This is a genomic window from Arthrobacter sp. JCM 19049 (assembly GCF_001310435.1).
Window position 1 is genome coordinate 1 of sequence record NZ_BAXF01000011.1, and the last position, 20979, is coordinate 20979.

The 20979-nt window shown below is 62.8% G+C and carries 15 protein-coding genes and 3 pseudogenes; 4 read left to right on the plus strand and 14 right to left on the minus strand.

Features of this window, described 5'->3' with window-relative positions; translation table 11 throughout:
* The 3 genes and pseudogenes from JCM19049_RS22955 to JCM19049_RS01450 all read right to left on the minus strand — a co-directional run.
* A pseudogene (locus JCM19049_RS22955) lies at window positions 1-2678 on the minus strand (DNA translocase FtsK 4TM domain-containing protein); the annotation flags it as partial.
* Window positions 2679-2820: 142 nt separating this feature from the next.
* A complete protein-coding gene (locus JCM19049_RS17820; protein WP_279402200.1) occupies window positions 2821-2955 on the minus strand; it encodes a hypothetical protein in 135 nt (44 codons plus the stop codon).
* A gap of 2 nt (window positions 2956-2957) precedes the next feature.
* Window positions 2958-3254, minus strand: coding sequence for a hypothetical protein (locus tag JCM19049_RS01450; protein WP_279402201.1), 297 nt, complete (start codon window positions 3252-3254; stop codon window positions 2958-2960).
* A 229-nt stretch (window positions 3255-3483) separates the two neighbouring features.
* Here JCM19049_RS01450 and JCM19049_RS17825 point away from each other — a divergent pair, with 229 nt between their 5' ends.
* Window positions 3484-3600 carry a hypothetical protein gene (locus JCM19049_RS17825; protein WP_374700202.1) on the plus strand — a complete coding sequence of 39 codons (117 nt, stop codon included), beginning with the start codon at window positions 3484-3486 and terminating at the stop codon, window positions 3598-3600.
* A 68-nt stretch (window positions 3601-3668) separates the two neighbouring features.
* On the opposite strand, the gene JCM19049_RS01455 is transcribed toward JCM19049_RS17825, so the two are convergent.
* The gene (locus JCM19049_RS01455; RefSeq protein WP_054820580.1) at window positions 3669-5375 is read right to left on the minus strand and encodes a ribonuclease J; all 1707 of its coding nucleotides are present in this window, start codon (window positions 5373-5375) and stop codon (window positions 3669-3671) included.
* 20 nt (window positions 5376-5395) lie between these two features.
* Window positions 5396-6307, minus strand: a complete 912-nt coding sequence (gene dapA / locus JCM19049_RS01460; protein WP_054820581.1) for a 4-hydroxy-tetrahydrodipicolinate synthase — start codon at window positions 6305-6307, stop codon at window positions 5396-5398.
* 67 nt (window positions 6308-6374) lie between these two features.
* Between dapA and JCM19049_RS01465 the strand changes: the two genes are divergently transcribed.
* Window positions 6375-7526 carry a heparan-alpha-glucosaminide N-acetyltransferase domain-containing protein gene (locus JCM19049_RS01465; RefSeq protein ID WP_054820582.1) on the plus strand — a complete coding sequence of 384 codons (1152 nt, stop codon included), beginning with the start codon at window positions 6375-6377 and terminating at the stop codon, window positions 7524-7526.
* A 75-nt stretch (window positions 7527-7601) separates the two neighbouring features.
* On the opposite strand, the gene JCM19049_RS01470 is transcribed toward JCM19049_RS01465, so the two are convergent.
* Window positions 7602-8054, minus strand: a complete 453-nt coding sequence (locus tag JCM19049_RS01470; RefSeq protein ID WP_054820583.1) for a hypothetical protein — start codon at window positions 8052-8054, stop codon at window positions 7602-7604.
* On the minus strand, window positions 8051-8809 hold the full coding sequence (dapB, locus tag JCM19049_RS01475; RefSeq protein ID WP_054820584.1) for a 4-hydroxy-tetrahydrodipicolinate reductase: 759 nt from the start codon (window positions 8807-8809) through the stop codon (window positions 8051-8053). The genes JCM19049_RS01470 and dapB overlap by 4 nt, the downstream gene beginning before the upstream one ends.
* Window positions 8810-9039: 230 nt before the next feature.
* On the opposite strand from dapB, the gene JCM19049_RS01480 reads away from it, so the two are divergent.
* On the plus strand, window positions 9040-9423 hold the full coding sequence (locus JCM19049_RS01480; protein ID WP_279402203.1) for a hypothetical protein: 384 nt from the start codon (window positions 9040-9042) through the stop codon (window positions 9421-9423).
* Between the two features lie 48 nt (window positions 9424-9471).
* Here the strand turns inward: JCM19049_RS01480 and JCM19049_RS01485 are convergent, their stop codons facing one another.
* The 3 genes and pseudogenes from JCM19049_RS01485 to JCM19049_RS01495 form a co-directional block, all read right to left on the minus strand.
* Complete coding sequence (locus JCM19049_RS01485) at window positions 9472-10842, minus strand: M16 family metallopeptidase (RefSeq protein ID WP_374700201.1); 1371 nt, start codon at window positions 10840-10842, stop codon at window positions 9472-9474.
* A gap of 69 nt (window positions 10843-10911) precedes the next feature.
* Window positions 10912-13535, minus strand: a pseudogene (locus JCM19049_RS01490) (polynucleotide kinase-phosphatase).
* 60 nt (window positions 13536-13595) lie between these two features.
* Window positions 13596-14951 (minus strand): 3' terminal RNA ribose 2'-O-methyltransferase Hen1, encoded by a 1356-nt coding sequence (locus JCM19049_RS01495; protein WP_279402204.1) that lies wholly within the window; start codon window positions 14949-14951, stop codon window positions 13596-13598.
* A 138-nt stretch (window positions 14952-15089) separates the two neighbouring features.
* On the opposite strand from JCM19049_RS01495, the gene JCM19049_RS01500 reads away from it, so the two are divergent.
* Window positions 15090-15710 (plus strand): purine-nucleoside phosphorylase, encoded by a 621-nt coding sequence (locus JCM19049_RS01500; RefSeq protein WP_279402205.1) that lies wholly within the window; start codon window positions 15090-15092, stop codon window positions 15708-15710.
* 27 nt (window positions 15711-15737) lie between these two features.
* Here JCM19049_RS01500 and JCM19049_RS01505 read toward each other — a convergent pair whose 3' ends face one another.
* The 4 genes and pseudogenes from JCM19049_RS01505 to JCM19049_RS01520 all read right to left on the minus strand — a co-directional run.
* The gene (locus tag JCM19049_RS01505) at window positions 15738-16334 is read right to left on the minus strand and encodes a hypothetical protein (RefSeq protein WP_279402206.1); all 597 of its coding nucleotides are present in this window, start codon (window positions 16332-16334) and stop codon (window positions 15738-15740) included.
* A 177-nt stretch (window positions 16335-16511) separates the two neighbouring features.
* A pseudogene (locus JCM19049_RS01510) lies at window positions 16512-18765 on the minus strand (polyribonucleotide nucleotidyltransferase).
* Between the two features lie 326 nt (window positions 18766-19091).
* Window positions 19092-20483 carry an exodeoxyribonuclease VII large subunit gene (locus JCM19049_RS17830; protein WP_279402207.1) on the minus strand — a complete coding sequence of 464 codons (1392 nt, stop codon included), beginning with the start codon at window positions 20481-20483 and terminating at the stop codon, window positions 19092-19094.
* A gap of 261 nt (window positions 20484-20744) precedes the next feature.
* Window positions 20745-20979, minus strand: a 235-nt coding sequence (locus JCM19049_RS01520) for a glycerate kinase (RefSeq protein WP_279402208.1), incomplete at its 5' end; no start/stop codon positions are given.

Consider the following 20979-nt stretch of genomic DNA (forward strand, 5'->3'; position numbering starts at 1 on the left):
CACCGCCGGCAGGTCGTCCGGTTTGACCAGCACGTCGCGGGCCTTGGAGCCCTCCGAGGGGCCGACCACGCCGCGTGATTCCATCAGGTCCATCAGGCGTCCGGCTTGGCGAAGCCCACGCGCAGCTTGCGCTGCAGCATCGAGGTGGAGCCGAACTGGCTGGTGACCACCAATTCGGTGGCCTGCAGCAGCAGCTCCAGGTCGTCTCCAATGTCCTCGTCGATCTTCTTCTTCTCGGCCGTGGGCACCACGTCGTCGCGGTATTCGGGCTGCAGCTGCTCCTTGACGTGCTTGACCACGCGCTGGATCTCCGATTCGGTGACCCAGGCGCCCTGCACGCGCATCGGCTTGGAGGAGCCCATGGGCAGGAACAGTGCGTCACCCTGGCCCAGCAGCTTCTCCGCGCCGGGCTGGTCCAGCACCACGCGCGAGTCGGTGACCGAAGAGGTGGCAAAGGCCATGCGAGGGCACGTTCGCCTTGATCAGGCCGGTGACCACGTCCACCGAGGGGCGCTGGGTGGCCAGCACCAGGTGGATGCCGGCGGCACGGGCCAGCTGGGTGATGCGCACGATCGCGTCTTCGACGTCGCGTGGGGCCACCATCATCAGGTCGGCGAGCTCGTCGACGATCACCAGCAGGTACGGGTACGGCTTGAGCACACGCTCGGACCGGCCGGGACCTGCACCTTGCCCGCGCGCACCGCCTTGTTGAAGTCATCGATGTGCTTGAACCCGAAGTTCGCCAGGTCGTCGTAGCGGGTGTCCATTTCCCGCACCACCCAGGCCAGCGCCTCGGCGGCCTTCTTCGGGTTGGTGATGATCGGGGTGATCAGGTGCGGCACGCCCTCATAGGCGGTCAGTTCCACGCGCTTGGGGTCAACCATCACCATGCGCACCTCATCCGGGGTGGCGCGCATCAGGATCGAGGTGATCATGGAGTTCACGAACGAGGACTTACCGGCACCGGTGGCACCGGCGACCAGCAGGTGCGGCATCTTGGCCAGGTTGGCGACCACGAAGCCGCCCTCGACGTCCTTGCCCACGCCCATCACCATCGGGTGGGCGGACTTCTTGGCGTTGTGGCTGCGCAGCACGTCGCCCAGCGCCACGATTTCCTTGTCGGTGTTCGGGATCTCGATGCCGATCGCGCTCTTGCCCGGGATTGGGGACAGGATGCGCACATCGGAGGAGGCGACTGCGTAGGAGATGTTCTTGGACAGGGCGGTGACCTTCTCCACCTTGGTGCCCGGGGAGAGTTCGATCTCGTAGCGGGTGACCGTCGGGCCGCGGGAGAACCCGGTGACCTGGGCGTCCACCTTGAACTGGGTGAGCGTGTTGGTCAGCGCCGCGACCACCGCGTCGTTGGCCTCGGAGTGTTCCTTGGCCGGCGGGCCGGCGGGCAGGTAGTCGTTGGAGGGCAGCGTGTAGGTCACGTCGCCGGAGAGCTGCAGCTGTTCGGTGCGCTGCGGATGGGGCTCAGCGGCGGGGCCGGCTTGGTGCGGTCCAGCGCCACGGTGCTCATCGCATCGGTGGCCGCCTCCGGCTCGTCCTTGCCCAGGCCCACCTGGTTCATGATGGCCGCCATCTCGGCCTCGGCCTTGGTGGGTCGCTTGACTCCCGGCGGCGGGGTATCCGGGGCCGGATGGCTGATCGCCTCGGTCGCCGGTTCGGCGTCCAGTCCGGCTTCGCCGTGCAGTTCGGGGATCTGGTCCAGGGAGACGGTGGCGGCATCGTCGATTACCGCCTTGTCGTAGGCCACGTCGCCGACGCGCTCGTGCTCCACTTCCCCGTCCACGTCGTAGACTTCGGTGGCCTTCTTGGCCTTGGGCTTGAAGAACGAGGACTTCTTCTTCTTGGGGGCCGGGGCGGGCTCGGGTTCCCCATACAGGTACGACTGGTCGTGCTCCTCAGCGTGCGGGTCCAGGTCGCTGACCTTCGGGGCCACCGCGGTGCGCGGGGCGTTCGGGTCCTGGCCGAGCAGCCGGTTGTAGCCTCCACGGATCCGCGTGGGGATCTGGGTGATGGGAGTGGCGGTGACAATCAGCAGCGACATGAACAGCAGGAAGATGAACACGGCCATGGCTCCGGGACCGTGATCAGGGACGCCAGCGGAGGCCCGAGGATGGCTCCGCTCATCCCGCCGCTGGTCCACAGGGTCTCAAAGTCGGAGGACACCGCCGGGGCGCCGGCGGCCAGGTTCGCCACCGCGGCCCCGGATAGGGTCATCACCAGCAGGCCGATGCCGATGCGGTTGTTCGCCGCATCGTTCTGGGGGTAACGGAAGAGCCGGGCGGCGCCGATCAGCAGGATCGGGGGCAGCATGACGGCCATAAAGCCCAGCGAACCACCGGCGACCGCGTGCACGCCGCGGCCAAACCATCCCACATCGCGCAGTCCCCACCATTCGACGATGGCGACCAGGATCGCGATCAGGGTCAGGAACAGTCCCGTACCGTCACGGCGCACCTCATAGTCCGGGCGGACGTTGCGCCCGATCTTGCGGAACGCGCCGCCAACCACCCGGGCAATGCCCATCCAGAAACCGAGGATGGCGCGCAGCGGCAGCGCCAGCTCATTCTCTGGATTCTCGGGGTCTTCTTCTTGGACGCGGCACTCGATCCCCGCGGTTTGCGCGTGGAGGAGGTCTTCGCGCCCTTTGATTGGGTACGTGGAGCCATATAACTAGGGTATCGCCCCAATTTGTGCGCTACCCGAATTTACACGGGAACAGGCCTGTAACCCTGTGCTGGATGCTCATCACAGCGCCCCCACCGCGCACCTGCAAGACCTGCTCTTCCACGGCCAGGGCCATGACAGCTCTCACGGGCCATGGATCTGTACCGCGTCACGTCGCGGCAGGTATTTCAGGATTCCGCAGGTGGCCACCCACGCTACGAGCATGCTCAAGACAACAAACATCGCGGCAACCAGCACCGGCCAAACCCCGTCGTTCACCGTCAGGCTCCTGCACCCCAATACAGTCCCGGCAGGACCGCCCCCAGTCCCGCGCCCATGGCCGAAAGACGGGCCTGGCGCCACCCGCTGCTTCCGGGGCGGCGTTTTTCGACGAAGCTCAGCAGCAGGGCTGCACCGAGGATCGGCGCTGCGGCAAGCAGGACCCCGAACACTCCCCCATACGCCAGGCCCACCACCACCGAGGCTACGGAGGCGGCCATCCTCTGCTCTATTGCGGGCAGCATCAAATAGGCGCCGAGAATGGCGCCCAGCAGCGCGCCGATCAGCACACCCACCACCAACTGGTAGCGAAAGAGCCGCCCGACAGGTTCGGCAGCAAGATGTTTCATGGACACATCCTATGAACTTCAGGATCGCTTTCCACACGGAGACCTGTTCGCCGCCGAGTTGTCGTCCGAAGAAATCAGCCCGAACCATTTCCCAAGGTGCTGCTACAGACACTGCTAGGAATGATTCACTCTGGGTTGGCACCACCCCGGTAGGCTGTTCCCGCCACACGGATTCGGGCTGTTCGACATGATCGGCAAAGTCTGGGAGTGGACCGCGGACTACTGGATATACCGCCACCTACCGGCCCGCAACCCGCTGGGCCGGTTGTTGGACCGGCATGCCGCTGTCACTTAACAACATCAGCCCCCGCAATTTTCCGAATCAACTCAGAAAAAGGCGGGGGCTGACGTTATGGGCAGCGTTTACGCTTCGAGCACGACCGGCACGATCATCGGGCGTCGGCGCAGCTTGCGCGACACCCAGGAACCAATGACGCGGCGGGTGATCTGCTGCAGCTGATGGGTGGTGTGCGACGGGTTGTTCGCCACCGCCTCAACGATTGCCGCTTCGATCTTCGGCTTGATCTCGTCAAAGACCTTGTCGTCCTCGGCCACGCCGCGGGCGTGGATGTCCGGTCCGGTGATCACGGTCCCGTTCTGGCGGTTGATCACGGTGATGACCGAGATGAACCCCTCCTCGCCGAGCACCACGCGGTCCTTCAGGTCATCCTCGGTGATGGTGCCGACCTTGGAGCCGTCCACGTACACGTAGCCGCAGTCGACCTGGCCGACCAGCTGGGCGACCCCGTCCTTCAGGTCGATGACCGAACCGTCCTCGGCCAGGATCACGTTCTCCTCCGGCACCCCGGACTGCGCGGCCAGCCGGCCGTTGGCTATCAGGTGGCGGGTTTCACCGTGCACCGGCATGACGTTCTTCGGGCGCAGGATGTTGTAGCAGTACAGCAGCTCGCCGGCCGAGGCGTGCCCGGAGACGTGCACCTTGGCCATGCCCTTGTGGATCACCTCGGCACCCAGGCGCATCAGGCCGTTGATGACGCGGAACACCGCGTTCTCGTTGCCCGGGATGAGGCTGGAGGCCAAGATCACGGTATCCCCGGCGCCGACCTCGACCTTGTGGGTGCCGTTGGCCATGCGCGACAGGGCGGCCATCGGCTCGCCCTGCGAACCGGTGGACATCAGCACGATCTTGTGGTCCGGCAGCTGCTCGACCTGCTTGAGGTCAACCAGCACGTTCTGCGGCACATGCAGGTAGCCCAGGCGCTCGGCGATGCCCATGTTGCGCACCATCGAACGTCCAATGAAGGCGACCTTGCGGCCGTGGATCGCCGCGGCATCCAGCACCTGCTGCACGCGGTGCACATGCGAGGAGAAGGAGGCGACGATGATCCGGCGGCGGGCCTTGGCGAACTGTGCCTCGAGCACCGGGCCAATGTCCTTCTCGTGCACGGTGAAGCCGGGCACCTCGGCGTTGGTGGAGTCCGGCAGGAACAGGTCCACGCCCTCCTCGCCCAAACGGGCGAAGTGGCGCAGGTCGGTGATGCGCCCGTCCAGCGGCAGCTGATCCATCTTGAAGTCACCGGTGTGCAGCACGGTTCCGGCCTTGGTGCGGATGAACACCGCCAGCGCATCCGGGATGGAGTGGTTCACGGCCACGTATTCGCATTCGAACGGGCCGATCTGGGTGACCTCGCCCTCCACCACGACGGTGGAGTTGGCCTTCAGGCGGTGCTCGGCCAGCTTGGCCTCCACAAACGCCAGGGTCAGCTTGGAGCCGTAGATCGGGATGTCCTCGCGCAGACGCAGCAGGTAGGGCACCGCACCGATGTGGTCCTCGTGGCCGTGGGTGAGCACCATGCCCACCACGTCGTCCAGGCGGTCCTTGATGTAGGAGAAGTCCGGCAGGATCAAGTCCACGCCGGGCTGGTGCTCCTCGGGGAAGAGCACGCCGCAGTCAACGATCAGCAGCTTCGAGTCGATCTCGAAGACCGCCATGTTACGGCCGACCTCGCCCAGACCGCCGAGCGGGACCACACGCAGGGTGCCCTTCTTGAGTTTGGCAGGTGTCTGCAGCCGTGCAGTATCAGCCTTGCCGACAGAGGATTCGGTCATGAACGAAAACGCCCTTTCTTTTACAGATCCCAGCCGCCCTCACGAAGGTCGGAACGAATGGCATCGAGTTCGGCGTCCGACGGCGCGAACAGCGGCAGCCGGACGGTGTTGGTCGGCAGGACACCCTGCCAGTGAAGAATGTGCTTTGCCGCCACGGCCCCCTGGATGTGGCCCATGACGGCGCGCTGGATCGGGTCCAGCTCGAAGTGGGTGGCGCGCGCGGTGGCCAGGTCTCCGGCCAGCATGGCGTCCACCAGCTTGCGGTACTGGGCCGCGGCCACGTGGGCCGAGACCGAGACGACGCCCACGGCCCCGGCGGCCATCAGCGGCAGGGTCAGCCCGTCATCCCCGGAGTACACGTGCAGGTCGGTGTTGGCCAGCACGGTAGTCGTGGACTGGTAGTCGGCCTTGGCGTCCTTCAGTGCGATGACCTGCGGGATGTCGGCCAGGCGGATCAGGGTTTCGGCGGCGATGGCGATCCCGGCGCGGCCCGGGATGTCGTACATCATGATCGGCAGGTCCACCGCGTTGGCGATGGCCTCGGTGTGCGCGACGATGCCGGCCTGGCTCGGCTTGTTGTAGTACGGTGCGGTGACCAGGATGCCGTCCACCCCGGTCTTGGCGGCTTCGCGGCTGAGGTTGATCGAGTGCCGGGTGTCATTGGTGGTGGAACCGGCCAGGACCTTGGCCCGGTCCCCCACGGCTTCCACGACGGCGCGGAACATGCCGATGTTTTCCTCATCGGTCAGCGTGGAGGTTTCGCCGGTGGTGCCGGTGACAACCAGGCCGTCGCATCCGTCGTCCACGAGCTTGTTGGCCAGCTTGGCTGCGGCGTCATAGTCAACTTCACCATCGGTGGTGAAGGGGGTGACCATCGCAGTCAATACGGTGCCAAACGGGTACGTGGAGAAATCGGATGCACTAGAAGCCATGATTCAAATCTACACGTCGCACCGTGCCGATAGCATCTTCTTGTTAATCTGTGATGCCATAAGGGCTATGCGACTGAGCACAACCGGCCGGCTGTCGGGTCTTGATGCGGCCCGCACCACGGCCATCCTGGGCATGTTTGCCGCCCATGTTTTTCCGTTGTACCACCAGGATCCGTTGGTGGGCGGCTCTGTGCCGACGGTGACCGGGTGGCTGGCAGCCGGGCGGGCCTCGGCCCTGTTCATGGTGTTGGCCGGGGTGTCATTGGGCTTGTTTTGCCGCAGCCTGCAGCGCCGCGGCCTGACTCGCCTCCAGGTCACCACCGTGATCCTGCGCCGGGCCTTGGTGATCGCGGCGCTGGGCATGCTGCTTGGACCGGCCAATGAGCGGATCGCGAACATCCTGGTGCATTACGGGCTGCTGTTTGCAGTGCTCGCCGCCGCGGTGTTCCTGCCCGCCCGGATCCTGGGGCCGGCCGCGGTGCTGTGGCTGGCACTGACTCCGGTAGCCTGGCGGCCGTTGGCGGCGTTGCTGGAGCCGAAGGTGCTCGGGCACAATCCCACGTTCGTGGATCTGGCCCACCCCGTGCTGCTGCTCCAAGACCTGGTGGTCACCGGCTACTACCCGCTGCTGGTGTGGTGCGGGTTTGGCCTGCTGGGTCTGTGGCTCTCCCGGTTCGCGCTGGGCCAGCCGCGCACCGCGTGGTGGTTCTTCGCTGGCGGGACGGCCATCGCGGCGGCAACGTTTGCCGCCGGTTGGTTCGCTGCCCAGCGCTTCCTTGGGGAGTTGGCCTCCACGTCCGGCATGAGCAGGAGAGATGCGAGCACGGCGCTGCTCACCGGACGCTCCGCTGGCGGGAACCTTGACGCGTTCCTCGGCGATCCGAGGTATCTGTGGCTTCCCACGCCGCACAGCACTTCACCGGTGGCCTCGGTGCACGCGGCGGCCTGCGCCGTGGCGGTACTGGGAATCTTCCTTCTGCTCACCGACCGGCTCGGATACGTGGGTCAGCTGATCGCCGCCGCGGGCCGGGCGCCGCTGACCCTCTATGCCGGGCACCTGATTCTCCTGCCCATCCTGCAGCTGTTCTTCCGGCCGACAACCTGCTGGTGGATTCTTTGTGCCGTGGTCCTGCTGACGGCGCTCACCCTGGCCCGTACGAGGCGCTCGGCGCCACTGGAGGCTGGGGTGAGGTACCTGAGCGGCGTTGATTCAAGGTAGCGCGGCGGATTACCGCCGGTATGGCAAAGACTCGTGCCCCGCTGGGAAGCGGGGGCACGGAGTCTTTGTTGCCGGTTAGCTGTTGGTTTTCTGCTTGCCGAGCCAGAAGTTGATCGCCGTGCGCATTGAGGTGCGGGCCCGCTTGCGGTCCCCGCTGGCATCATAGGCCAACGCCAGGCGGTACCAGGACTGCCAGGATTCCGGATGCTCTTCGACATCGCGCTTGTGGTTCTCGAAGTCGGCGTCGGCGGCTTCGCGCACGAAGCGCCCCGAGGGCATGCGCGGCAGTTCCGCGGGCAGCCCGCCGGTGTCGGCCAGCTGCTGGCCCATCTTCTGGGTGCGCAGCCCGAAGAGGATTTCGCGGATCAGGATCCACACGCCCAAGGCGGGAATCACCAGGATCGCCACACCCATGACCTTCGCCACCGGTTCGTCCGTGGACAAGAACCGAACCGCCTGGTTGAAGGCCATCAGCAAATAGAGGACAAACAGGAGCAGAATTCCGCCTACCCAAATCTTGGTTTTCATGCGCCCAACTCCAGGTATCCGTCCAACCCGTAGGTCAGTCCCGGCCGACTGGCCACGGTCCGCAGCCCCAGCAGCACGCCGGGCATGAAGGAGGCGCGGTCAAAGGAGTCATGACGCAGGGTCAGCTGCTCCCCCGGTCCACCGAGCAGGACTTCCTGATGGGCCACCAGGCCGCGCAGACGCACCGAGTGGACGTGGACCCCGTCAACAACAGCGCCCCGGGCGCCATCCAGCTGGGTTTCAGTGGCATCCGGGCTTGGCGCGACCCCGGCGTCCTGCCGGGCGGTGGCGATCAGCTCCGCGGTTCGCACTGCGGTTCCGCTGGGGGCATCCACCTTGTTCGGGTGGTGCAGTTCGATGATTTCCACCGACTCAAAGTACTTCGCGGCCGTGGCCGCAAAGGCGCTGGTGAGCACGGATCCAAGGGCAAAGTTCGGGGCGATGAGCACACCCACGTCGGGTTTGGACTGCAGCAGTTCACAGAGGCTTTCGCGCTTCTGGTCATCCCAACCGGTGGTGCCAACCACTGCATGCAGGCCGTTCTCGACGGCGAAACGCACGTTTTGCTCGGTGGCGGCGGGCACCGACAGATCCACAATGTGTGTTGCCCCGGCATCCAGTACGGCGCTCAATTCATCATTGCGCCCCAGGGCCGCGACCAGTTCCATATCCTCGGCCGCTTTGACGGCGGTGACGGCTTCAGAACCCATGCGTCCGCCGGCACCGAGCACGGCCACCTTGATTTGTGCACTCATGCGTTTAAGCCTATCCCCTGCCCAGCGCTGACTCGTCGCTGGGTTAAGTGATCTGCACCTGGCATGACATCAAGGGTGCGCGTTGCGGCCTGCCCGGATTCTGTCCGTACGCACGGTGCTGTCCACTTCGTCTTGCCTTTGCCCTGTCAGTGGTGAAATGCTTTTCGCAGGATTGGATCTAGGAATGGAATACCGTGGCACGCACGAAAGCAGGGTTGGCCGTTGGGGCTTTGATGTTGACCCTGGCAACCATGATTTCCGGCTGCAGCGACGCAGTCGAACCACAGGCCATCAGCGATGATGAGAAACAGGATCTGGTAGCGCAGATTGAGGCCAGTACGTGGGTGGACGACCCGACGTGCAGCATCGAGGTATTCCGCCAGGACGGGGACACGACGTTTGGCTGGGCCGAATGCACCAACGCGTCAAACGTTGATTCCGGGCAAATCGAGCAGTCAGCGAATTACCCGTTCAAGGTTCAGGGTGAAACCGTGACGGTACCCCGTGAAGGCAAGCAGTACCAGGAAGACGTCAAGAAAACCTTCCCCGAGGATCTGTGGTCCACCATTGAGAAGTATGGCGGGGTCAGCTCGTCGGTGCCCGGCGAAGAGTAGTGGCTGCCCCTCTTCGCCGGTTGCCGGGTTTCGGACGGCCGGGAGGGGTTACAGCCCCAGCTCGGCCTCGGAGTCAAATGGCCCAACCACGGTGATGGTACGTGGCTTGGCCGCCAGTTCCCGCGCCAGTTCTTGAACGCTCTCGCAGGTCACTGCGGCCACCCGGGCCAGGGCTTCGTCCAGGTCCTGGAATTCACCGGTGATCATTTCGGCCCGTCCCAGGCGTGACATCCGGCTGCCCGGGTCCTCCAGCGCCAGCACGGTGCCGCCCGAAAGCTGCCCCTTGGCCTTGCGCAGTTCTTCCTCGGAGATGCCCTGCGCTGCCAGTTTCTCCAGCTCGGCTTCCAGTAGCCCGATCACTTCCCCGGCCTTGACCGGGGTGCAGCCGGCGTACATGCCGAAATAGCCGGCATCCGAGTAGGCGGCGGAGAAGGAATAGGTCGAGTACACCAGGCCGCGCTTTTCACGAATCTCCTGGAACAGACGCGAACTCATGCCCCCGCCGAGCACGGAGTTCAGCACGGCCAGGGTATGGCGGCGCTCGTCGTGGCCGGTGATGCTGGGGCAACCGATGATGATGTTTGCCTGCTCCCCCGGGCGCGTGATGACTTCAACGCCGGCGTGGCCGGTGATGTCTGCCGGGGTGGCGTCGCGGCGCGGTTCTGGCTCGGCCATCGGGTCCAGGTGCCAGCCGGCATCCTGCAGGGCCTCAAGCACCAGGCGGCACACCTCTTCGTGCTGCAGGGATCCTGCCGCAGTGATGATCAGCTCGCTGGGTCGGTAATGGGCGTGATAGTGCTCCATGACCGCTTCACGGGTGGTGCTGCGGATTTCCTCCGGCGTTCCGCCAATGGGACGGGCCAACGGGTGGTCTCCGAGGACGGCGGCGACAAACTTTTCATGGGCTACATCCATGGCATCATCGGCGTCCATGGCGATTTCTTCGATGATGACCCCGCGTTCCTGCTCCAGCTCCTGCGGGTCGATGACCGCGGAGGTGACCATGTCGGCAATGACCTCCATGGCCATGGGCAGGTCCGAGTCGAGCACCCGGGCGTAGTAGCAGGTTGATTCCTTCGCTGTGGCCGCGTTGGCTTCCCCACCGACCTCGTCAAAGGCGTGGGCAATTTCCAGGGCTGAACGCTTCTTGGTCCCCTTGAACAGCAGGTGTTCCAGGAAGTGGGTGGAACCGTGATGCCCTTCGGTTTCATCCCGGGAACCGACCGGCACCCAGAATCCAACCGTGGTTGAACGCTGCCCGGGCATGGCCTCGGTCAGGACCCGCACTCCGCCAGGCAGAATGCTGCGCCGAACCTCGGAACCGCCGTCCCCACGGTGCACCAAGGTGGGGTCGGCCGGATCCACCGAAGAGAACTCACTGGTTGACAGTGAATGCAACGGCAACGGAATCATGACCACTGAGGAACGTCCTTTTCTGGGAAGAAAACTTGGAATCTTGGGGTCTCGCCAACCCCAAAATAGCTTGAACTATTGTCGCATAGCGTCCTGTATTTCAGCTTTGCGTGGGAGCAAGCTCTCACCTCGGCTCCCATGACCATCACCGGCGCACGACCCACCGCCGAACCGAACGCTAGAGCCGTGGATCCAGCGGCTCGGATTCCAGGCCAGCACCCCGAACACCATTTGGTGCACCTTCCACAGCGGTTCGTCCTGGGCGGTCAAGCGCAGGGCCTGAAGTCCAAGAATGTACTCCTGCAAGGCCCGGGATCGCTTGCGGTCCGTGGCCCGTTGTCGCAGGCGCTCCAGGTTTTCCGGCTCCAGGTAGTCAGGACCGTAGATCAGCCGCAGGTACTCACGGCCGCGCACCTTGATGCCGGGCTGCACCCAGCCTTTGGCTCCGCGAGTCAGGTTGCTCCACGGTTTGACCACCATGCCCTCCCCGCCGGTTTGGGTGAGTTCCTGCCACCACTGCACCGCTTCCCGTTCGGAACGTGGATCCTCGAGGTTCACCTGCTGCCACCGGGTTGCGGCAAACACGTCCGGACCGGTCCGGGCCAAACGCCCGGCGATGTCCAGATGCCAACCGTGGTCCCGTTCCTCATGAGTCTGCCCCTCAGAGGCCAGTACCTGGAACGCAGCGAATCGCAGCTCATCGGGTGAACCGACGTATCGGCGGTAGGCTTCGCGGAATTGCACCACGTGCTCGCCACGCTCCCGGGTGCGTGACAGCAGGTCCGTGACATCCAAGCCCGTGGCGGCTGCCTTCTCCAGCACCGAAACACCTGCGGCCATCGCGGCGATCCCGGCGGCGGCAACCGACGCGTAGGTGTCCTTGATCAGGGACTCTGCCTTGAGAGACCAAGGAAGCAGTTCACCGTCCAGCATCACCCAGTCCGTGCCCAGTTCCGCCCATAACCCCGACTCGTCACAGATCTGGTGCGCCCGTTGCAGTAGCTCGCGCTCGGCGGCGCCTCCAGAAACGATCGCCCGGTTCGGGTGTGCAGGGCCCCCAGCCACTCAGCCGGTGCGTTAAAGCGCTTGGGATTGCGGCTGAGCAACAGCACCGCCCGGGATCCCATGTGCTTCTCTTCGCACACCACCGTGGTGATTCCCTGCTTGCGGAAATAGGTGAACGCTTCGGTCGGGTGCTCCAGGTACCCGGGACTCTTGGAGGATTCCGCCGGAGCCATGGTCGGTGGCAGGTAGCGCAACCAGCGCGGGTCAATGGCAAATCGGCTCATGGTCTCCAGCGCCCCGGCAGCCTGCTCCTGGCGAATCCGGATGGTGCCCAGCCCCTTGGCTTTCAAGTGCAGCGGGCCGGTGACATCCTCCATGGACAAAACGCCAGGTTCACGTTGTGGCCCATGTGGGGACTCCAGCGGACGTATCGGTTCGCTGTGTTCTCTGAGGGCGTCCACGGCGACGACTTCTCGTTCCGGGTAGCGCATGGCACTGAGCTGTCCTCCAAAGACGCAGCCAGTATCCAGGCAGGCGGTGTTGTTGATCCACGCCACCTCGGTCACCGGCGTGTGCCCGTAAAGCACCGTGGCCGGCCCGCGGTAGTCCCTGGCCCACGGATAACGCACCGGCAGGCCATACTCATCTTTCTCCCCGGTCACCTGGCCGTACAGGGCGAACGCACGAACCCTACCAGAGGCCCTGCCCTGGTACTGCTGGATCAGGCCGGCGTGGGCGATGACCAAGTTTCCGTCATCAAGCACCATGTGGGAAACCAGTCCGGAGCAAAAGTCGAGCACGTCTCGCTTGAAGTCGGGCCCCTCGGCTTCCAGTTGCTCCAGGGTTCCTTCCAGCCCATGAGCCAGGCTGACCTTTCGCCCGCGCAGAGCCCGCACCAGCTTGTCTTCGTGGTTTCCCGGGACCGCCAGGGCATGCCCGGAGGCGGACATCCCCATCACCAGCCGCAGCACGCCGGCCGAATCCGGCCCGCGGTCCACCAAGTCGCCGACGAAGATCGCCCTGCGACCCTCTGGCGGCAGCGCATCCACCGGACGGTTCAGCTTGTCGCGGCCAATCCGATACCCCAGCCGCTGCAGCAGCAGAACCAGTTCTTCCAGACAGCCGTGCACATCCCCAATGACGTCAAAGGGGCCATGCTGATCCCGGAAGTCGTTGAGTAGCTTGTGCCGCACGACCGTCGCCTGCGCAGCCTCCTCAGGAGTACTTAGAATATGAAGGCGCGCGTAGCCTTCCTTGCGCAGACCCTTCAAGGACTTGCGCAGCTGTTGATGTTGGCGCTCGATGGCCGCGGGCGGAACCCGATACTCGACTCGCGCCTCATTGCGTTCGAGACACAGCCGCAAAGGCATATCCAACACGATGGCTGAGACGAGCGCGTCATGGGCGCGAGCGACCTCAATCAGCTGTTGGCGCGCCGAGTGCTGCACGCTGGTCGCATCAACCACCGTGAGCAAACCCGCTTCCAGCCGTTTGCCGGCCACGAAGTTCAGCGCTTCGAAGGCCGCGGCCGTCACCGATTGGTCGGTCTCGTCATTACCTACCAGTCCCCGAAAGTAGTCACTGGAGAGTACCTCGAACTTGCCAAAGTGTTCGGCAGCGAAGCGCGACTTCCCAGAGCCTGAAGCACCGATCAATAGAACCAGGCCGACCTCCGGGATCAATAACCGACTCATGCCTGCTCCTTTCGAAAGATTGCCATTTGGTTGGTGTTCCGGCTCTTGGTGAGTTATCGCCTATCCCCCGGATCTCCACTGCGTAGCCGTAGCGTGAAGTGATCTCGGAGCACCACGTCGCGAACTGCTCGCGGTCCATTCAAAACGGTGATCCTCATGCCGCATCGTGCCAGCCGCCAGCCGTGGGTAAAGTTCATTGAATTCCGAATTTGGGGTGGTGACGATCACGACCGCCGCAGATGCCTCGGCAAAGACAGAGTTCTCCAATGCTGGAAGCCGCGACAGGTCGATGTGCTCAATGACCTCCATCAGCACGAGTGCGTCGTGATTCCGCAAACGTTCATCGGTGTAGAGAACCGAACTGTGCAGCAGGTCGATACGGCTTCGTTCACTGTCAGAGCGCTCCTCCAGTTGAAGGTTGCGTGCTGCCTGTTGCAGGGAGCGGACCGAGACATCAGTGCCGACAATGCGGGTGAAGAACCGGTCCTGCTGCAGACGACGCAGCAAGGCTCCAGCACCGCATCCCACATCCACCACGCTTTGTGCGCCGCATTCCTTGAGGACGCTGAGAACGGTGTTGGCGCGGTGTACTAGCAACGGCGTTTGACCGGTGGCCGGGGACTCCCGAAGGTCATCTGCCGATTCCCCACCGAGCTCCGTAGAAGCGACAGTCAGTTGTTCCTGCGCCAGACCGACCAGAGCCTTTTGATGGGCGAGGTAGCGCTGCAGGATCAATTCACGTTCCGGATGCTGAGCGAGCCACCCTTCGCCCTGACGGGCAAGCTTTTCGGTTTCATCATCGTTGACCCAATAATGCTTCGAGTCATCCAGTACCGGAAGCAGCACATAGAGTTGGCGCAGCGCGTGATCAAGACGGATCTGCCCCTCCAGCTTCAGGTGGTGATACCTGGATGCGCCCCAATCCTCGTAGTTGGGATCCAAGGGAAGCATTCTAGTTTCGACCGACCATCCCAGTGGCTCAAAAAGCCGCTGAATCAAATCCTCCTGCTGCTTTCCGCGAGCCGAGACCACGGGCAATTCAAGCCTCAATGGCAAAGGTGCCTGCGCCAATTCCGCGTACATTTCACTCATGCCAGTCATGGCACTTCGAAGTACTTTTCCCAGCGCCACAGACATCAGGCTGGATGCGGCATAGGGCCGGTCGTTGACGTAGTAGTCCAGCACGCCGGATTCGCCGCGGAAACGTCGGTTGCGGACCAGCCCGATGGGGTCAACTTCGAGCAGCAATGCCGCGGTGGTGAGCTGGGCTGAGACCTCGGGGTAAAAGACGTGGGCCTGCCCGACGGGCAGGTTGAAGGACTGGACCTTCGCCGGATGCTTGCGTAGCAAGTGGGACAGTGCCGTCGCATCGATCTCGGTTTCCGGGTTCGACTCCAAAGTAATGGTCAACAGCACCTGTGGTCCTCTCGCCTGCGGCAGTTGAGCCTATGCTACTTGGCCTACGCCGATAAACGCCCAGTTGAACCGAGGATTCGTGGATATCGGCGTACTGCGTCAGTTCTGACTGTTTTAGTCGGCGCTAAAATGGATTGGATGCTCTGCGGCGCACGCCCGGAGACCACAGACGAAGGGAAATCCATGCCGGACCAGAAGTCCTTGTACGTGTTCGCCCATCCTGGAGAAGCTACCGCATTCAGCGATGTCGAGCATCTGGTCACTGGCATCGGGAAAATCAACGCGGCAACAGCGCTGGCCGGGGCACTCGCCCAGGGCGATATCCAACGAGTCGTCGTGCTCGGAACTGCTGGGGTTGTCGCGGATGGTGCGGATCGCCCCGCCATGGATACTGTCTACCAGGTGACCAGGGTGCTGCAGCACGATTTTCCCTTGGAAACTGAACCGCTTGCCCCCAGGGGTGAACTCATCGTTCCCGAACACCAACTGACCATGGCCACCGGCGATGTCTTCGTCAGTGATGATCATCAGCGCTCTCGCATCGCCGGGTTGGGTGCCGCCCTGGTGGACATGGAAGGCTACGCCTACGCCAGCATCTGCCAACGCTTCAATGTACCGCTGCAGATCTTCAAGGTGCCTTCAGACTTCGCGGACAGCAGTACCACCATCGAAGACTGGTTGGCTGTGGTGGCCCGTAAGAGCGCACAACTGCGTACGTTCTGGGAACAGCACCTGAACGATGGCGCTTTAGTCGGTTAGTTTCCCGCCCAAAGTTGAATTTCCATTTCAGCCCTCGTCTCTTTGCCACCAGCGACGTACGCTGATGGTGTCGGTATACATCGATTTAAGGTTGGGATTGCTGTGGGCTTTGTCTCTCGCAAACGTAAGAAGCTCGGTAAGGGTCTGACGTTGAACGTGTACAAGTACGGACCATCTGTTTCCAAGAAGGCCGGCCCGTTTACCCTGTCTTCCCGCGGCAATCTCAGTATTCGCCTCGGCAAGGGCCTGGGATTCCGCAAGAAGATCTTCTAGGACCCTCTGTCTGCACGGGACGAGGCGTGGGTGAGCGGCCCGAGGTTTATTCGGCTGCTGCCGGGGCTGGTGCGTGCGTCCATCAGTTGCATAGCTGGCTTCGAACCGTTCCATTTCCAAAATGAACGCGGCTACGTTAGCGGTTGAAGACTTTTTGGTATAACCGGTGATCATCAGCAGCAGTCCAATGGGAATTAGCCCCAACAGCACCGGGGAGCCGGAGGTTACCAACAACAGGATGCCCAGCACCGTTCCCAAACCCGAGACGACCAGACCGGTACGCTCTAGGCCATCTCCGCTGGTGAGCACGAACTCCGTGGACGGAATCGATGGCACTTTTTTGTTTGTCATCAGATGATCGTAGTCCGTCTCGGAGCTACGCGCCCTTCCCTGGCTTTCCTCCCCTGCCAAGCGACGCGGGCACTGCTGCTCAATCTCCTTGTTATCCTTCGGCTCAGCGCCACCACAAAACGCCAGGCCCTGGCCCGCAAGTAGCGGGCCAGGGCCTGGCGTAATGAAGTGGGAAGCTTACTCGGCCGAAGCCAGTGCCTCTTCCTCCACGACCGGGGCGAGCGAGAGCTTGCCGCGGTCATCAATCTTGGTGATCTCAACCTGGATCTTCTGACCCACCGAGACAACGTCCTCAACATCTTCGACGCGCTTGCCGTCGTTGATCTTGCGCAGCTCGGAGATGTGCAGCAGACCGTCCTTGCCCGGGGTCAGCGAAACGAACGCACCGAAGGTGGTCAGCTTCACGACGGTGCCAGGTAGCGTTCGCCCACCTCGGGAACCTGCGGGTTGGCGATCGCGTTGATCGCCGAACGGGCGGCCTCGGCGGCGGTGCCGTCGGTGGCGCCGATCAGCACGGTGCCGTCGTCCTCGATGGAGATGTCCGCGCCGGTGTCTTCCTGGATCTGGTTGATCATCTTGCCCTTGGGGCCGATGACCTCGCCGATCTTGTCAACCGGGATCTTCACCGAGATGATGCGCGGCGCGTTGACGCTGAGCTCATCCGGGGTGTCGATGGCCTGGTTGAGCACGTTCAGGATGTGCAGGCGCGCTTCGCGGGCCTGGGTCAGGGCGGCGCCCAGCACGGAGGCCGGCAGGCCGTCCAGCTTGGTGTCCAGCTGGATCGCGGTGATGAACTCGGAAGTACCGGCCACCTTGAAGTCCATGTCACCCATGCGTCTTCGGCGCCCAGGATGTCGGTCAGGGCGGCGTAGCGGGTTTCCCCGTCCACGGTGTCCGAGACCAGGCCCATGGCGATACCGGCCACCGGCGCCTTCAGCGGCACACCGGCGTTCAGCAGCGACAGGGTCGAGGCGCAGACCGAACCCATCGAGGTCGAGCCGTTGGAGCCCAGCGCCTCGGAGACCTGGCGGATCGCGTACGGGAACTCCTCGCGCGACGGCAGCACCGGCACGAGCGCACGCTCGGCCAGGGCACCGTGGCCGATTTCGCGGCGCTTGGGCGAACCCACGCGGCCGGTTTCACCGGTCGAGTACGGCGGGAAGTTGTAGTTGTGCATGTAGCGCTTGGAGGTGACCGGGCTCAGCGAGTCGATCTGCTGCTCCATCTTCAGCATGTTCAAGGTGGTCACGCCCATGATCTGGGTTTCGCCGCGCTCGAAGATGGCCGAACCGTGGACACGCGGCAGCACCTCGACCTCGGCCGAGAGCTGACGGATGTCGGCCAGACCGCGCCCGTCCATGCGCACCTGGTCGGTCAGGATGCGCTGGCGCACCACCTGCTTGGTGACGGCGCCAAAGGCCTTGGAGATTTCCCCGGCACGATCGGCGAATTCTGCGCCTTCGCCCGACAGTTCGGCGACGATCTCTTCCTTGTAGGCCGATGCCGCGTTGTCGCGGTCCTGCTTGCCGGCGATCTGGTAGATCTCGGTCAGCCTGGAAGTGGCCTTGGCCTCGACGGCTGCGAACACGTCTTCCTCGTAGTCGCGGAAGATCGGGAACTCAACGGTTTCCTTGGCGGCGCGGGAGGCCAGGTCGGCCTGGGCCTCGCACAGCACCTTGATGAACGGCTTGGCAGCCTCCAGGCCCTCGGCGACGACCTCTTCGGTCGGGGCCTGGGCACCGCGTTCGTTGATCAGTTCCCAGGCGTGGTCGGTGGCTTCGGCCTCGACCATCATGATGGCGACATCGTCACCGGCGATACGGCCGGCAACCACCATGTTGAACACGGCGTTCTTCAGCTCGGAGTGGCGCGGGAAGGCAACCCACTGCGGGCCGTTGCCGTCGTCAACCAGGGCCACGCGTACGCCACCGATCGGGCCGGAGAACGGCAGACCGGAGAGCTGGGTGGACATGGAGGAGGCGTTGATGGCGACCACGTCGTAGAGCTCATCCGGGTGGATGGCCATGACGGTGACGACTACCTGAACCTCGTTGCGCAGGCCCTTGACGAAGGCCGGACGCAGTGGGCGGTCCATCAGGCGGCAGGCCAGGATGGCCTCGGTCGAGGGACGGCCTTCACGACGGAAGAAGCTGCCCGGGATGCGGCCGGCAGCGTACATGCGCTCCTCGACGTCCACGGTCAGCGGGAAGAAGTCGAAGCCCTCACGCGGGTGCTTGCCGGCAGTGGTGGCCGAAAGCAGTGCGGTTTCTTCGTCAATGTAGACCATTGCCGAACCAGCGGCCTGCTTGGCCAGGCGGCCGGTCTCGAAGCGGATGGTGCGCTGTCCGAAGCGGCCATTGTCAATGACTGCCTCGGCAAATTGGATTTCTGGACCTCCATTAAGGGGGTGCTCCTTTCGGTCGCTCCCAATGCTTGGGACATGGCGAACCGTGTAGCCCTACCCAGATCTGTCTTCGATCGAGACTCGCGCTTCGGTGCGTTCCAAAGCGAAAGCCACTACCGAGGACCGCGATCTAGAAGCGGTCGGGACCTACGGTGTCGCAGTCTTGGGAGATATTTTTCATCATGGGTTCCGGTACAACCTGAAGACCCACATATAAGCGTACCGGGAATTGCAAAAAGTCGCAGTCACCCACAACACTTACTGTGCGGCGCGCGTGAAGGAGTACTTCGATTCATTTACCGTTTCGACCCAAAGTCAAGCGATTCACCACTCTGTCCGACGGCCATCGATAGCTATCGGTTACGCAGTGCTCGACGAATATGTCTTGGTGCCGTTGCCCTTGATAGCAGGCGAATGGCTCGGTCTCTATCCTGCGCTGTGTGCATTTGCCCTTGATGGATTCGAAGCCATTTCGCGGCTCTCACTCCTCCGCTGAACGTAAACATTGCCCAGCCGGCGGGAGCAGCACTCAACCACATAACTTCCATGGTCGTCAGTGGGCTTCCTAGAACTGCTGTGGATGCCAAAAGTACTGTCCACAAGGTCCACCATAGTCCGTTCTTTACAGCCTTGAGCCGCACAGTATCTAATGCGGAGTCCTTTGTCTTGCTAAACACCTGCGTTGAAAAAATATCGAGGGCATCATGCGAGCGTTGGAGTTCCAAGCGCAACTCTTGCTCCCGGGCCGTGATTCGCTCCAACATGCCGTCTTTTTCGGCCAGTGAGTTTTTGTCAATTCTGTTCAGTTCTTCCAGCCGCCTCACCGTTTTCGTGAGGCGCTCGTTGTCGCTAACGAGGTCCGGGTAAGAAGGACGATCCTTGCGGGCCTGTCGAAAGTTGAAGCTCCGTATTTCCTTACCGGCTGTACTCGGCGTGTCGAAACTGACGGCGGCAGCTAATGCAGCAAGTGGAATATGCTGACTGTGGCCAATTGCGGTAGCAACCGGAATTTTACTTTTAGCGATCGCGTCGATCATTTGCGCATCATCAAAGATTAGGAAATCTGAATCAAAGCCGCCACCCCGGAGAATCACGATCATGTGAGCCGCGTCTGGGCTGGTTCGGTTGTTTTCCGAACTGATGGCCTTTGCTATTCGGTCTATTGCATGATCCCCCTGTACCCCGGTGACTTCCTGCACTATTTCTATGCGTGTGTCTGCTGCCACACCTACTGCATTTCTAAAGTCGTCTAACACCTGCGAGTGGTAACCGCACAGTAGCCGTATCCGCAAAACCTCTTGATTAATCCCGCTGAGAGAAATCTTAGTGTTGGGTTTGGCCGGTAGGTTAAAGCGCCGTGAAACTGATTCCCGATAGCGGGCGATAGGCCCCTTGGCTGAGATTTTCCGTACCGGAATTCGATTCGTCTCTTGCGATTCGTTCGAGCCCACTATCCACACAGGGTTCCGTTGCGAAGGATCGTACTCTGGTCGCGCGTTGACCTGTAGTACAGATCCCTCTGCCGTTCCGGCTGGCAGTAAAGAAGAGTGGGCTTTCAGCCGGATATCCGTCTTCTCGTCCCTTAGGGTGAGATAGCTAGTGGAGCCATAGGTACTTACTTTGCCAACAACTTCGCCGGTGAATTCCGCACGGCCAACGCTCGATACAGCCTGCGCAACTTTTCGTCGCTGCTCCTGGAGTGATGATGTTTGGCGATCCTGATACTGCCATCGAGTTGAATCCATGACAGCACCCTAGTCGACGGCCCCGACAGACAAGGGTGCACATGTATACGAGGGCCCCTTTGAACGCCTATTTGCGGTAGCCGACCTCCGGGCTGGGGCTAAAAAATCCGAGACCGGAGATCCTGCTAATTCTTTGCTTCCAGCCGACACAGCAGGCAGTTATCTGTTCCTTTCGACTGCTACACGGCTTTCAAGGGTCGACCTGATTTCTGAGCGAGGAAGCGTTTCCTTCAGGAACGGTTCCTCGCGTCAGCTAGAAAGTTACCAAGCGTCGCGCGCACTTAGCCGGGCTGCGGCCATGGAGGCGCCAAGGATGATGGTGCGCATGAAGCGTTCGGCCGCTTCAACCAGCAGGCGCTCCCCGTCGTCAACGGCTTCGCGCAGCGTCATGGGAATCGGCACGATCGAGGCGATGGCGTCGATGCCGATATCGTGCACGTCGCGGCAGCCGCGGCCCAGAGTGCCAGCCAGCGCCACCACTGGTACGCCGTGCAGG